This window comes from Nocardioides luteus, from assembly GCF_000960475.2.
Lineage (GTDB): Bacteria > Actinomycetota > Actinomycetes > Propionibacteriales > Nocardioidaceae > Nocardioides > Nocardioides luteus_A.
Genome location: NZ_JZDQ02000008.1, coordinates 150,589 through 164,735, shown reverse-complemented (window position 1 = coordinate 164,735; position 14,147 = coordinate 150,589). Strand labels below are relative to the sequence as shown.

Here is a 14,147-nt window from a genome sequence, read left to right as displayed (position 1 = left end):
CGGGCATGCGCATCGTCTCGGTCAACGCATGGGGCGGTGCCCGCTACGACGACCTCGCGGCCTGGCTGCCCACCGCCGGCGCGGACGTGGTCTGCCTCCAGGAGGTGACCCGCACCGCGGGCCTGTCCGGCTGGACGTCCTTCGCCGACGGTGAGCGGTCGCTCCCTCAGCGGGCGAACCTGCACGACGACGTACGCCGCCTGCTGCCGTCGCACGAGGGCCTGTTCCTGGCCAGCGATGCCGGGCCCGTGACCGACGACGCCGGCGACCGGCACCAGCAGGACTTCGGCCTCGGCACGTACGTCAGCGAGAAGCTGCCCATGATCGGCATGGCGAGCGCGTTCGTGCACGGCGGATTCGTCGACCACGACGAGTGGACGATCAGCGACCGGCCCCGGGCAGTCCAGGCGGTCCGCGTCGTCGACCGCACGGCCGGGCGGCAGGTGTGCGTCGTGCAGCTGCACGGCCTGCGGGACCCGGCCGGCAAGGGCGACACCCCGGCCCGGCACGAGCAGGCCGAGCGGCTCGCCGCCTTCGTCGAGGCGATCCGGGAGCCGGGCGACCTCGTGGTGGTGGCCGGTGATCTCAACCTGCTGCCGGACAGCGCCACCTTCGACGTGCTCCGCAGGATCGGCCTGCACGACCTGGTCGGCGCGGCCGACACCCGCACGTCGTCCTACCCCAAGCCGGTGCGGCACGCGAGCTACCTGCTCGTCTCGGACCCGGAAGCCGTCGCGGGCTTCCGGGTCCGGACGGAGCCGGAGGTCTCCGACCACCGGATCCTCGAGCTCGACCTCACGCCAGCTGGGTGACCTCCCGCCGGAACGGCACCTCGTCGTTGGAGGGCAGGACGGCGTCGAACTCCTCGGCCGCGCGGCGGCCGGACCAGACCGCGGCCGCGATGGTGCCGGGCGCCCAGGAGTCGCCGATGCCGCGTACGGAGGCGATCTCGCCGGCGTCGCGACGGGCGAGGAGGTCGAGGTAGAGCTCCTCGCGCGGGAGCCGGGCGGTGACCATGACGACGGCGTCGCAGTCGAGGTCGCGCTCGGCGCCGGCGTAGACGTCCTGGACCCGGACACCGCCGGTCCCGACCGACACGACGGCGTGGTCGGTCACCCGGGTGATGCCGTTCTCGATCAGCCGGCGCTGGATCCGGTTGATCTCGAAGGTGTTGTTGGTCCACGACGAGATCTGCGCGCCGGTGGTGACGATCGAGACGTCGTAGCCCTGCTGCGCGAGCAGCTCGGCGACGACACCACCCAGGTAGTAGTGGTCGTCGTCGTAGACGACGACCTTCTTGCCGTCGGGCAGCCGTCCGGCGAAGAGGTCGTCGGGCCCGAGCACCTGCATGCCCGCGTCGATCGGCATCGCGGTCGTGTGGAACCGCGCCACACCGTCCGTACGCCAGGTGGCGCCGGTCGCGGTGATCACGTGCTCGAAGCCGAACTCGACGATGTCCGCGGCCGCCATCGGGCTCTCGCGGTAGATCTCGACGTTGGGGAGGTCGGCGAGGACGGCCTCGCGGTACTCCTTGACCCGGCCCCAGGCCGACAGCCCCGGCAGCTTCGACTCCGCGGTCACCCGGCCGCCGAGGTCGCGACCGGCCTCGGCGAGGACGACGTCGTAGCCTCGCAGGCCGAGGGCACGCGCGGCCTCCAGACCGGACGGGCCGGCGCCGACGACGAGGACGCGGGAGTCGCTCTCCTTGGCCCGGATCCTCTCCGGGTGCCAGCCCCGACGCCACTCCTCCCCCATGCTCGGGTTCTGCGTGCAGCGGATCGGCGACATGGTCAGGTCGCCGGAGACGCAGATGTTGCAGCCGATGCACTCGCGGATCAGGTTGAGCCGGCCGTCGCGGATCTTGTTCGGCAGGAACGGGTCCGCGATCGACGGGCGCGCGGCGCCGATCAGGTCGAGGATGCCGGCCTTGACCTGGCGCACCATCGCGTCGGGCGAGGTGAACCGGCCGACGCCGACGACGGGCTTGGTGGTGAGCTTCTTGAGGCCGGCGACGAACTCCTCCTGGCGGCCCTCGGGGGCGAACCGCGAGGTGACCGAGTCGCCCTCCCAGCTGCCCATCGCGAAGTCCCACAGGTCCGGCAGCTCGCCGAGCTCGCGCAGCACGCCCTCGATGTCCTCGCGGGTGATGCCGCCGTCGATCTCCTCCTCGACCGTGATCCGGCAGGCCACGGCGGCGCGGCCGGCGACCTCCTCGATGGTGTCCTCGAGCAGCTCCCTGAGCAGCCGCATCCGGTTCTCCAGCGACCCGCCGTACGCGTCGGTGCGGTTGTTGTAGCGCCGCGAGAGGAAGTGGTGCGGAGCGCCGTAGCCGTGGGCGCCGTAGACGTAGACGACGTCGTAGCCGGCCTCGAGCGAGCGGCGTACGGCATTGCGGTGCCAGCGCCGCAGGTCCGCGATGTCCTGCAGCGACATCGCCCGGGCCTGGACCGGGGCGATCGTGTCAGGGGCGACCGGGAGGTGGGCGGGGCCGAGCGGGGTCTCGCGGCTGAGCTGGTTGGGCGCGTTCATGCCGTTGTGGGCGAGCTCGATGCCGGCCAGGCCGCCGCCCTCGTGGATCGCGTCGGCGATCCGCTTCAACGCGGGCAGATCCTGGTCGTCCCAGATCCGCAGCTCGATGAACGGTGCGATGTCGGAGGTTGCGTGGATCTCCACCTGCTCGGTGCACACCACCGACCAGCCGCCCTCGGCCTTGATCTTGCGCATCGCCGCCTGGGCGCTGGGGTCGCGGTAGCCCATCCCGTTGCAGTGCGGGACCTGGTAGAAGCGGTTCTTCGTCGTGAACGGCCCGATCCGGACGGGCTCGAACAGGATGTCGTACGGGGCAGCCACAGGGGTCTGCTCGGTCATCGGGTGGGCTCCTCGGTAGGAACGGACGGGACGGGAGCGCCGACCTCGGCGCGGACGCGGGCACCACGGGCGTACCCGACGGCGCACAGCAGGAGCAGGCAGGCGAGGGTGCCGAGGGTGAAGGCCTCGAAGGTCCCCTGGCTCACGCCCCAGTACTCCTTGAACGGGTAGGCCTCGCCGAACAGCCGCTCGAGCGTGCCGGGGAAGACCGCGACCCAGGAGCCGAGCAGGACCCAGGCGAAGGCGATCCAGCCGAGCACCGCGAAGCCGCGGTCGGAGACGGGGACCCGGAAGGGGCGCGGACGGTCGGGGTAGCGGGTACGCAGCCGGATCGCGGCCGGGATGACCAGCAGGTAGCTGAGCAGGAAGGTCGAGATCGAGATGGTGAGCACGACGCCGAAGATCGAGGCGCCGTCGCCGGTGACCTGCATGGCGACGAGCAGGAAGACGGTGGCCACGACGCCGGAGAGCATGTTGACCCGCACCGGGGTGCCGAGGCCCTCGTGGAAGCGGCCGAAGAAGCCGCCGAAGAAGGCACCGTCGGCGGCGGTCATCGCCTGCATCCGGTCGGAGATGATCATCCACGCGGCGCCCTGGCTCATCAGGATGTAGACGAAGACCACGGCGGTGAGCGTGAGCAGCGGCTCGGCCGCGGCGCCGTAGACGGAGTAGACGGTGCCGACCGCGTCCAGGAGGCCGCCGATGCCGGTGATGTCGTCGCTGGGGACGACGAGCAGGATCGCGAAGATCGGCACCAGGTAGCAGACCGCGGCGGTCGCGCAGGAGCGGAAGATCGAGACCGGTACGTCGCGGGCCGGGTTCTCCATCTCGCCGGCGGCGCTGTTGGAGGACTCGAAGCCGAGGTAGGCGAAGAGCAGGATGGGGACCGAGCCGAACAGGCCGAGCAGGGTCGGGCTGAAGTCGCCGCCGCTGAGACCGACGACGCCGTGCTGCACCGCGTAGATGATCGTGGTCAGCACGAAGAAGGCGAGCAGGCCGACCTTGATGATCGCACCGCTGGTCGGCAGCCACTTGCCCTTGGCCAGGCTGGCGATCGCCGCGACCACGGTGATCCAGATGAAGACGATCTTGAAGAGGTAGTCACCGACCGAGCCGTGCTCGAGCGGCGTGATGTAGGTGCTGACCGTCTCGGCGGCGAGGAAGGCCATCGAGCCGCCGACCCACACCGGCTGGGTGATCCAGGTGAGGATCGCCGCCACCGCGGCGGCCGGCCGTCCGAAGGCATCCCGGACCCAGGTGTAGGCCCCGCCCTCCTCGCTGAACGCCGCGCCGGTCTCGGCGAAGATCAGCCCGTACGGCACGAGGAAGAAGACCGCGAGCACGAGCGCCCACGTGAACGCCTCGGCGCCGTAGAGCGAGACCTGTCCGAGGGTCTCCAGGCCGACGACGGCGGCGATGAGCAGGAAGACGATGTCGAAGCGTCGGAGCGTCTTGCGGAGATGTGACTGCTGCTCGGCCGCGAGCGCGGTCGGCTGGTTGGTCTGCGTCATGGTGTGTCCCTGGCTGTGTGGGGCTGGCGGTCAGTGGTTGATCCAGACGGTCTTGAGACCGACGTACTTGTCGAGGGCGTGGAGCGAGAGGTCGCGCCCGAAGCCGGAGCCCTTGAACCCGCCGAACGGGGTCCAGGCGCTGAAGGCGTCGACGCCGTTGACGGTCACCGTGCCGGCGTGGATGCGCTCGGCGAGCCGGTGCGCGCGGCCCAGGTTGCTGGTCGCGACGGAGGCGGCCAGCCCGTACGCGGTGTCGTTGGCGAGCGCGACGGCCTCCTCCTCGGTGTCGAAGGCGGTGATCGCCAGGACCGGCCCGAAGACCTCCTCGCGGGCGAGGGTGGACGCCGGGTCGACGTCGTCGAAGACGGTCGGCTGGACGTAGCAGTCGCTGCCGTCACGGGTGATCCGTTCACCACCGGTGACCAGGCGGGCGTCGGACAACCTGGCGCCGTCGACGAACTCCATGATCCGGTCGGTCTGCTCGGGCGAGACGATCGCGCCCATCCCGGCGGCCGGGTCGAGCGGGTCGCCCGGGGCGTACGCCCCCGCCTCCTTCGCGACGAGGTCGACGAACTCCTCGTGGACCTCGCGCTGCACCAGGACACGGGAGTGCGCCGAGCAGACCGCGCCCTGGTTGAACCAGATGCCGAAGGCGGTCTGCTTGGCCGTGGTGGCGAGGTCCTCGGCGTCGCCGAAGACGACCTGCGGGCTCTTGCCTCCGCACTCGAGCCAGACCTGCTTGAGGTTCGACTGGCCGGCGTACTGCAGGAAGTACGCACCGACCTCGGTCGAGCCGGTGAAGGCGAGCACGTCGACGTCCGGGTGCAGGCCGAGCGCCTTGCCGGTCGTCTCCCCCAGGCCGGGGACGACGTTGAGGACACCGTCGGGGATCCCGGCCTCGGCGGCGAGCTCGGCGATCCGCAGCGCCGAGGAGGGCGACTGCTCGGCGGGCTTGAGGACGACACTGTTGCCGGCGGCCATCGCCGGGGCGACCTTCCAGGCGAGCATGTCGACCGGGTAGTTCCACGGGACGACCGCCCCGACGACGCCGAGCGGCACCCGGCGGATCAGCGCGGTGGTGCCCGGCGGAGTCGGCGCGACCTCGTCGTTGATCTTGTCGATCGCCTCGGCGTAGTAGCGGAACAGGTTCACCGAGAACGGGAGGTCCAGGTCGTAGGCGTCCACGACCCGCTTGCCCATGTCGAGCGAGTCCAGGACCGCGAGCTCGGCCGCGTGGTCGGCGAGGAGGTTGGCGAAGCGAAGCATCCGCTCGCGCCGGAAGGCGACTCCCGCCCGCGACCATCCCCCGTCGTGGTACGCAGCCCGTGCCGCCTGCACGGCGGCGTCGACCCCGGCGGCGCCGGCGTCGGCGACCTCGGCGAGCAGGGCACCGGAGGCGGGGTTGCGGTTCTCGAAGGAGCCCTCCGCGGTGTCGACGGAACGACCGCCGACGAACGCTCGCGTCCGGGGGCGGACCTCGGCGGCGATCTGGCGCCAGTCCTGGTGGGTACGCACAAGCAAGTCCTTTCTTTGCGCTTCACCGCAAATATGAGGCGCGCCACACCAGGTGTCAATCATCCGCCCGCAGATTTCACATACGCGTTACGGTTGAGCATGGCTCGACGCAAGGACCAGGCCGCTCGGCGCGAACACCTGACCGCGGCAACACTGACCGTGATCGCCGCCCACGGGTTGGCCGGCGCCACGATGAAGAACATCGCCGCCGAGGCCGGCATCTCACCCCGGTTGATCGCCTACTACTACCCCGAGCTCGACGGCCTCATCGAGGCCGCCCACCAGGCCGCGACGGACCGCTACTACTGGTCGCGTCAGCGCGCGATCGAGGGCGATCTCTCCCCCGCCGAGAAGCTCGGCCGGCTGATGTACTCCGGTCTTCCCCGAGGTGAGGACCTTCTCCTGAGCCAGGTCCTCGACGAGATCTCGGTCAACGCGAGCCGCAGCCCGATGCACGCGACCCTGATGACCCTGCTCTTCGACCGCGAGGTCTCGCTCTACACCGCCGTGCTCGAGGTCGGACGCGCCACGGGTGCCTTCACGCTGACCGACTCGGCCGAGGCGATCGCCCGCAACTTCGTCGCCCTCGAGGACGCCTTCGGCCTCCACCTGCTCGCTCACAACTCGTCCCTGACCCTCGAGCGGGCCGAGCAGCAGCTGGCCAGCTACGCCCACTCCGCGCTCGGCGTCCGGGTCACCCCGATCGACCCTTCCTTGCCTGAGAACGCAAAGAAATCGCGGCCGCGAGCCTGACCGTCCCGCCCGCCCCTCGGCAACACCCCGACGCCCAACGGGTCGCTTGACCATCTCCGATCGGCACTTTACGTTGCAGCGGGGGCACGTCGGATGCTCTCAATCACTTACTCGGGGGAATCGCATGCGTGGGTTGGCCTTACAGATCGGCGGCGCGCTTGCCGCCTTGGCCACGGTTGTCAGCGGATGCGGTTCGGCCGATTCCGGCGACCTCGACGACGTCAAGCCGTCCACGCAAACAGCACCGCGGGAGTCTCCCGAGTACGAGGAGGTGGCCGATCTCGCAGCCATGAAGGTTGTAGACCAGCAGTACGTCTTCGGTGACACGCTCTACCTGGACGATTCCCTCCTGTTGATCCAGGCAAGGACCCATCCAGACGTCGACTACCTCAGCCTGGTCACCGGCATCAACCCCGCCACCGGCAAGGTCAAGTGGGAGATCGACGAAGAGGACGTTCCGCCGTCGATCCTGAAGTCGGGCCTCTTCCTGAATCGCGGTCGTCTGCTGGTCACGGACGGCACCGCGTACGTCCCCATCGGGTCCAGCAGCAGCACCGGCTTCGTAGCCCTGGACGCCGAGACCGGCGAAGCAAGATGGAGTGCACAACATCCCGTCTGGGCGCCGGGTCACCCTGGCCCCGGCGGACGCGGAGCCCAGACAGTCGTCGACATCGTGGGCGCAGCGGGGGACGTGGTTGTCTACGCAGCGCACGAGTACTGGTCCGACGGCGACCTCTCCGCTCTCAACGACCCAGACGTCGACATCAAACCCAACATTCTCCACCGCGTCGAAACCGTCGCAGTGGACGCCGAGACCGGCAAGGAACACTGGCGCAAGAGCGGCTTCCTCGGCCGGTACGTCACCCGGAACCACGTGATCGGAACGATGCCGGCCAAGGAGGAAGCGCGCCACAACGAGCCCCTCGCGGCAGTCGTGGCCACAACCGGTGCCGAGGCCTGGAAGACCACATGGAAGTCGAACATCACAGACCTCTCCAAGGACTGGCTGCTCGTCCGTAAGTCGAACTCAGGAGACATCGGTCCCCACGACGGCGTCTACGAGGCAGCCACCGGTCGCCGGGTCGCGGAACTGGACGCCGACACCCCGCCCGGCCTCAGCTCGGGCTGGGCGAACGAGGTGCCGGAGGCCAGAGGGCACGGCATTGCCTGGATCACCACCGAGAAGGACAAAGACGGACCGCGGACCCTGCACGTCGCCAAGGACGGCGAGACCACACTCCGCAAGGTTGCCCTCCCACCCAATGACAGGCTCGAGATCGGCTACCCGATGGTGACGGAGGACGACTACGTGATGGTCCAATCGGCCGCCATTGACCCGATCGGACAACAGTTCACAGATCTGAAGGACGGAGACCTCGGGTTCCCGGTCGACGCAACCGAGGATGATCGCGAGCCGATCACCTACTCCGACGACTACCTCATCACCGGCGGAAGCCAAGTCGACGAGACCATCCTCTACAAGCGCGTGCCATGACAAGCCCCGCCTGACGTTCGACGCCTCAGCTCGATGGACCTGGGGAGGCCTGTCCGAACCTGGCTCGGACAGGCCTCCCCAGGGTCGGTCTTGGCCCATCCCCGGTGCACCCCAATTACCGCATGGCGGAATTTCGGTCAATCTGCAGCAAGCGCCCGACGAACTGCAGCAGCCGCACGCACGCCCGCGCATCGTGCGAGCGTGGCGAGCAGGTCATCCTCGTCTTTCATCGAGTGTCTCAGGGGTCATCTCGTGCGGGCGTACAGGAAGTAGTCCCGAAGGGTGCGGGAGTAGAGGATGTTGGCGTCCGCGAGAACAACGCTGAAGGTCAATCGACGAAGCCGATCTCGTTCGAGAAATCGGCCAGGGCCTCTGCCGCCTTCGCCCGCCGGGCTCGTCTCGCTCGCTCGAACGCCACCAACGGCTCAGCGGGGATCCGGTGGTGGGAGCCCACCATGACGTGCTCGATGTCGCCCGCAGCGATCATCTTCATCAACGTAGGGCGGGAGACCCCGAGAAAGCTGGCTGCCTCGGTCGTCGTGAACGCCTCCTTGATCGGCACGACCACCGCACCCGACGTACGTTCCGCGTCCAAGAGCGCCAGCACCTTCTCTGCGCTGGCTCGTGGGAGGCTCAACGAGACGTGCACCGTCTCGTCCGCATCGTCGAGTGCTGCTCGAAGCATTCGCACGTCGTCATTCAGCATCTCCGACATCTCAGAACCTCCCTACGCCCATCTGAAACCAACTGAAGCAAGTGTAACCGAGGCGGGACGTCCTGGCGAGAGCTTCAGTCCTCGGCCGGGTCCCCGATGACGACCGGGCGGCCGGCGACGTACCCGGCGCAGATCTGGATGACGGCGATGCCGAGCAGCAGCGCGATCGGGACCGACCACGACCCGGTGGAGTCGCGGAGCAGGCCGACGAGGAACGGGCCGCCGGCGGCGAGCAGGTAGCCGATGCTCTGAGCCATCGAGGAGAGGGCGGTGGTGCCGGCGGTCGTCGCGGTGCGGATGCTGAACAGGGTCAGCGCCACCGGGAAGACCGCGCCACCGATGCCGACCAGCACCGCCCAGAGCCAGGCGCCGGCGACGGGGGCGAACCAGAGGCCGGCGAACCCGATCGCCAGCAGCGCGGTCAGGACCGCGATCAGGTGGCCCTGCGACGAGGCCCGGATCGCGAGGGACGGCGCCAGGAAGAAGACGGGTACGCCGACCAGGATGCTCACCGCGAGCAGGAGCCCGGCCATCGCGTGGCCGAAGCCGGCGTCGGCGTAGATGCTGGGCAGCCAGCTCATCACCACGTACGCGAAGAGCGACTGGGTGCCGAAGACGACCGTCACGGCCCAGGCCACCGGCTCGCGCCACAGCGAGACCCGCGACCCGCCGTCGCGGCGCCGGCCGTGCTCGCGCAGGTGCGGCACCCACGCGAGCAGGGCGAGGACGGCGAGCAGCGCCCACACGCCGAGCCCGACCCGCCAGCTCCCGGCCGCCTCGGCGATCGGCACGGTGACCCCGGCGGAGACCGCAGCGCCCAGCGACATCACCGCGCTGTAGGCACCGGTGACGGCGCCGACGCGGTGCGGGAAGCCCTCCTTGACGACGGCGGGCAGCAGCACGTTGGCGAGCGCGATCCCGGCGCACGCGACGAAGGTGCCGGCGAGCAGCACCCACGGGTCGCCGATCACCCGGACCAGCAGCCCGGCCACCAGGAGACCGAGCGCGACACCGATGCCGCGGTGGACACCGAGCCGGCGCGCGAGCGTCATCCCGGTCGCGCCGACGACCGCGAAGCAGAGCACCGGCAGCGTGGTCAGGAAGGACCTGGTGCCGGCCGAGAGCCCGTCGAGCCCGTCGAGCAGGGCGCCGAGGGAGGTGATGCCGCCGCGCAGGTTCACCGCCACCAGCAGGACCGCCACCAGGAGCCACACCGTCGACCGGACGGCTGAGCTCGACGTCGGGGACTCGGGGCGGGACTGGAGTCGGGAGGTCACAGCCTCTAGGATGCCAGACATCGGATGATTGGACGAAAGGACGGCATCGTGCCGCTCTCCACCACCACTCCTCGCTCCCTGGTCGACCAGGCGATCGACGGCATGCGCGCACTGCTCGCCGACGGCGAGTGGGCCGTCGGCGCCCGCATCCCGCCCGAGCCCGAGCTCGCCGCGGCCCTCGGGGTCAGCCGCAACACGGTCCGCGAGGCCGTGCGCGCGCTGGCCCACACCGGCGTGCTGGAGGTGCGGCGCGGGGACGGGACGTACGTCGCGGCCGCCAACGAGGTCGCCGCGATGATGCGGCGCCAGGTCGGCCGGGTCGACCTTCAGCACGTCCTCGAGGTCCGCCACGCGATCGAGACCCGGGCCGCGGCGCTGGCCGCCGAGCGCCGCACCGAGGACGACCTACGCGCGCTGACCGCCGTGATGGAGCGGCGCGCCGCCGCCGTCGCGGCCGCGGACGCCGCCGCCTTCACGGACGCCGACGCCGAGTTCCACCTCGGGGTGGTCGCCGCGACCCACAACCCGCTGCTCATCGAGCTCTACGCGGGCTTCGAGGACACCCTGCGCGCGACCATCCACCTCGACGACGAGACCACCGAGCTCGCCGACGAGCACGTGGCCGTCTTCGACGCGATCCGCGCCCGGGACGCCGGCGCCGCGGCAGCCGCCGTCACCGGGCTGCTTCACACGCTCGCCCGCTGACGGGCCCGGGCGGACCAGCCCCTCAGCGCGGCCTCGGCCGCGTGAAAACCACCCATGCCGTGGACCCCACCGCCCGGCGCCGTCGCCGAGGAGCAGAGGTAGACGCCGGGGACGCCGAGGGCGTACGGATCGAGCGCGGGCCGCGGCCGGAACGCGATCTGGCGCGCGGTGTTGGCGCCGGCGCTGATGTCCCCGCCCACCCAGTTGGGGTTGTACGTCTCGAACTCGGCGGGAGTGCGGGTGGAGACGGCCACGATGCGCTCCCGGAAGCCGGGCGCGAAGCGTTCGATCTGACCGAGGATCGCGTCGGTGGCGTCGCCGTCGTAGGCGTTCGGGACGTGGGCGTAGGCATAGATCGGGTTGATCGATCCGTGGGACCGGGTCGGGTCGGCGAGGTACTGCTGCCCGAGCAGGACGAAGGGCCGCTCGGGCATCACGCCTCGGGTCGTCTCCTTCTCGATGGCGGCGATCTCGGCGGCTGTACCTCCCAGGTGCAGCGTGCCCGCGCGACGGCACTCCGCGTTCGTCCAGGGGATGTCGCCCTCGATCGCGATGTCGACCTTGAACGCCGCCGGACCGTAGCGATAACGGCCCAGCGCCCGGCGTACGCGGTCGGGCAGGGTGTCCCCCACGATCTCGAGCGCCCCGGCCGGTGCGGTGTCGAGCAGGACGACCTCGGGACGGCCACCGGCGAGGTCGCGCAGCTGGTCCAGAGAGGTGACCCGGACCCCGGTCACGACCTTCCCACCGAGCTCGGCGAGCTCGGCCAGCAACGCTCGGGTGATGCTCTCGGAGCCGCCCTCGGCCACGGGCCAGCCCACGGCGTGGGTGGCCGCGGTCAGCATCAGGCCGACCGAGCTGCTGAGCGGGGTGTCGAGGCGTCCGAACGCATGGGCGGCGACGCCCATGAACAGCGCCCGCGCCGGATCGTCCTGGAACCGGCGGACCGCCCAGGTCGCCGGCAGCAGGGCGTCGAGGCCGAAACGGCCCAGGACGACCGGGTGGCGCGGCACGTGCACCACCGGCTGGAAGACCTCCTCGATGAGGGCATCGAAGTTGCCGACGGGGTTGGCGAAGAGCCGGTCCCACCGGTCGGCGTCCACGCCGAGCGAGCGCCGGGTCAGCTCCCGGTCGCGGGCCGCGACCCCCGCCCGGCCGTCGTCGAGGGGGTGCGCGAGATCGATCTCCGGCCACAGCCAGCGCAGGCCGTGCCGCTCCAGCCCCAGCGAGGCGAAGTAGGGCGAGGCGACCCCGGTCGGGTGGAACGCGGAACAGTCGTCGTGGAGCACACCGGGGACGGTGCGCTCGCTGGTCCGGGTGCCGCCCCCGGGCCGCTCGTAGGCCTCGACGACGGTGACGTCCATCCCGGCCTGAGCGAGCCGGATCGCGCCGGCCAGCCCGTTGGGCCCGCTGCCCACCACCACAGCCGTACTCATACTGTCTGCTCCGTATCGCTCGACGTGTCGCTCGCGGGTCCCTCCGTCAGCGTACGCCGCCGCTGGAACCCGTCCGCCGCCCAGGTGACGCGCAGCGGGACGGGCCCGTCGGGCAGCCAGGGCTGCTCGGCCACGCAGTCGCGTACGTCCCAGGTGCCCGTCTCGACGACGCCGAGGGCGGCGTCGATGACGCGGTAGGCCTGCGGCGGGTTGGCCCACGGAATGGCCTGCGACTCGCAGTAGGCGACCACGAGGTCTCCGGGGGCGAGGTTGAGGCGCTTCTGGATGGCGGCGACCAGGCGCTCGTCGTGGAGGTGACCGTCGCCGAAGTTCCAGCCCAGGACGGCGTTGCAGACGAACTCGCCATCGCGGACCGTGCGCTCTTCGATGTCGTCCAGGTGCTCGTAGAGCACCGAGAACAGGCCCCGGCCCTGGCTGTGCATCGAGCGCCAGGCGAGCACCTTCTGCATGGTCATCTCGGCGTCGTCGGGCTCGCAGGGCGTGGGCAGCATCCGCTGGAGCTGGTCGACTTGGTTCTCGACGAGCGGAAGCTCGTTGAGCCGCTCCTCCACGCCGGGCTTCATCGTCCAGACCGCGGAGGCCCAATTGCCGGCGTACTGCCGCATCGAGGGCAGGAAGGACACCAGGTCGGGGCGCAGGTTCCCGAGCACCGGCCCGAAGCAGAGCAGCGCGAAGATCGGGATCAGCAGCAGCGGCTCGGAGAAGTTCCAGATGTTGTAGACCGAGGCGTCGAACCCTCCGCCGAGCCCGCCCCACAGCACGATCGCGATGTAGCCGAAGTAGACGTTCCACTCCAGCGGCACCGCCAGCGGGAAGGTCGAGGTGATGAAGACGTGGAAGGCGGCCATCGCGATCGCACCGAGCAGGGCGACCGTGTTGTTCGTCGTCACCAGCAGCACCAGCGGGATCAGGATCTCGACGGTCGTGCCGCCGACGTGCGCCATGAACCAGGCGAGCCGGCTGGGCCGAAGATCGCGGGGAGCGTCGCGATAGTGCCACCGCTTGAGGAAGCCGGGCTGGCCGGGGCTGTTGGAGATCATCGGCGGGACCACGTTGACGAAGTGCTCACCGAGCTTGGAGACGCCGGCACCGATCCAGACCACGCAGATGATGATCTTGAACGCGACGACGAGGTTCACGAAGGCAGCGCTGGTCTCCGAGCCCACCACGAGAGCGCCGAGGGTCGCGGAGATGAGCATGATCGGGAGGTACTGCTCGGAGCGGGCCGCGAGGAAGACCACCTTGTCGCGCAGACCCATCAGGGGCATCGCGATCAGGATCGGGACGAACGCCGCGGGCGGCACGAGCTCCTGGGGGCCGGAACCCTCGGGAACGAACGGGACCGGCTCGGCGGGAGCCAGCAGCGGGTACAGGAGGCTGGCCAGCACCGCGACGTACAGGACGACGTCGAGGACCGTGCGCTCGTCACCGCCGGTGCCCGGCACGTGCCGGCCCCAGGGCGCCATCCGGATCGTCCCGGGACGCAGCCAGTAGCGGATGTTGCCGAGCATGGGCGCGAAGTGGCCGCACAGCGGGCCGAAGGCGCCGCCGAGACCGATCACCTCGAGCAGCATCAGCCACACCGCGAGCTTCTGGTAGACGACCACGTTGTCGAACCAGGACGCGGGGTCGGTGAAGTGGACATGGTCGGTCGTCCACGAGGTGATGGCGAGACCGAGCGCGAAGTAGAGGCCCAGCATCTTCAGGATGTAGACGATGTGCAGGACCCGCGGGGTCCCGAACCCGTCCTCGACCCAGTGGGCGGCGAGGATCCGGATGCGCTCGCGCAGCGGGAGGCGTACGAAGTCGGCCGGCGGCACCGGCTGCGGGGAGGGGGTGAGGAATCCCATC

At 70.3% G+C, this 14,147-nt stretch carries 11 protein-coding genes; 4 read left to right on the top strand and 7 right to left on the bottom strand.

Annotated elements, in window-relative coordinates; genetic code table 11:
- Positions 1 to 5 precede the first annotated feature (5 nt).
- A complete protein-coding gene (locus tag UG56_RS07590; RefSeq protein ID WP_071326939.1) occupies positions 6 to 812 on the top strand; it encodes an endonuclease/exonuclease/phosphatase family protein in 807 nt (268 codons plus the stop codon).
- Here the strand turns inward: UG56_RS07590 and UG56_RS07585 are convergent.
- Genes UG56_RS07585 through UG56_RS07575 form a run of 3 tightly spaced genes read right to left on the bottom strand, consistent with a single transcriptional unit; the run spans position 796 to position 5,894 of the window.
- Entirely contained in the window at positions 796 to 2,868 is a 2,073-nt protein-coding gene (locus UG56_RS07585) for an oxidoreductase (RefSeq protein WP_045551373.1), read from the bottom strand. The two genes, UG56_RS07590 and UG56_RS07585, sit on opposite strands and share 17 nt — an antisense overlap.
- Positions 2,865 to 4,379 carry an APC family permease gene (locus UG56_RS07580; RefSeq protein ID WP_045551374.1) on the bottom strand — a complete coding sequence of 505 codons (1,515 nt, stop codon included), beginning with the start codon at positions 4,377 to 4,379 and terminating at the stop codon, positions 2,865 to 2,867. Before UG56_RS07580 ends, UG56_RS07585 begins: the two co-directional genes overlap by 4 nt.
- A 30-nt stretch (positions 4,380 to 4,409) precedes the next feature.
- Positions 4,410 to 5,894 (bottom strand): aldehyde dehydrogenase family protein, encoded by a 1,485-nt coding sequence (locus UG56_RS07575; protein WP_218145161.1) that lies wholly within the window; start codon positions 5,892 to 5,894, stop codon positions 4,410 to 4,412.
- A 99-nt stretch (positions 5,895 to 5,993) separates the two neighbouring features.
- Here UG56_RS07575 and UG56_RS07570 point away from each other — a divergent pair, with 99 nt between their 5' ends.
- On the top strand, positions 5,994 to 6,647 hold the full coding sequence (locus UG56_RS07570) for a TetR/AcrR family transcriptional regulator (RefSeq protein WP_052694126.1): 654 nt from the start codon (positions 5,994 to 5,996) through the stop codon (positions 6,645 to 6,647).
- A 124-nt stretch (positions 6,648 to 6,771) separates the two neighbouring features.
- Positions 6,772 to 8,142, top strand: a complete 1,371-nt coding sequence (locus UG56_RS07565) for an outer membrane protein assembly factor BamB family protein (RefSeq protein ID WP_084100681.1) — start codon at positions 6,772 to 6,774, stop codon at positions 8,140 to 8,142.
- Between the two features lie 328 nt (positions 8,143 to 8,470).
- Here UG56_RS07565 and UG56_RS07560 read toward each other — a convergent pair whose 3' ends face one another.
- Both UG56_RS07560 and UG56_RS07555 read right to left on the bottom strand, forming a co-directional pair.
- Positions 8,471 to 8,827: an excisionase family DNA-binding protein gene (locus tag UG56_RS07560; protein ID WP_256206487.1), complete on the bottom strand. Its 357-nt coding sequence runs from the start codon at positions 8,825 to 8,827 to the stop codon at positions 8,471 to 8,473.
- 104 nt (positions 8,828 to 8,931) lie between these two features.
- Positions 8,932 to 10,134: an MFS transporter gene (locus UG56_RS07555; RefSeq protein ID WP_177191436.1), complete on the bottom strand. Its 1,203-nt coding sequence runs from the start codon at positions 10,132 to 10,134 to the stop codon at positions 8,932 to 8,934.
- Positions 10,135 to 10,158: 24 nt separating this feature from the next.
- On the opposite strand from UG56_RS07555, the gene UG56_RS07550 reads away from it, so the two are divergent.
- Positions 10,159 to 10,839, top strand: coding sequence for a FadR/GntR family transcriptional regulator (locus tag UG56_RS07550; protein ID WP_218145160.1), 681 nt, complete (start codon positions 10,159 to 10,161; stop codon positions 10,837 to 10,839).
- On the opposite strand, the gene UG56_RS07545 is transcribed toward UG56_RS07550, so the two are convergent.
- Both UG56_RS07545 and UG56_RS07540 read right to left on the bottom strand, forming a co-directional pair.
- Positions 10,821 to 12,275 carry a phytoene desaturase family protein gene (locus UG56_RS07545; protein ID WP_071326936.1) on the bottom strand — a complete coding sequence of 485 codons (1,455 nt, stop codon included), beginning with the start codon at positions 12,273 to 12,275 and terminating at the stop codon, positions 10,821 to 10,823. The two genes, UG56_RS07550 and UG56_RS07545, sit on opposite strands and share 19 nt — an antisense overlap.
- Positions 12,272 to 14,146 carry a DUF3556 domain-containing protein gene (locus UG56_RS07540; RefSeq protein WP_045551429.1) on the bottom strand — a complete coding sequence of 625 codons (1,875 nt, stop codon included), beginning with the start codon at positions 14,144 to 14,146 and terminating at the stop codon, positions 12,272 to 12,274. Before UG56_RS07540 ends, UG56_RS07545 begins: the two co-directional genes overlap by 4 nt.
- Position 14,147 lies beyond the last annotated feature (1 nt).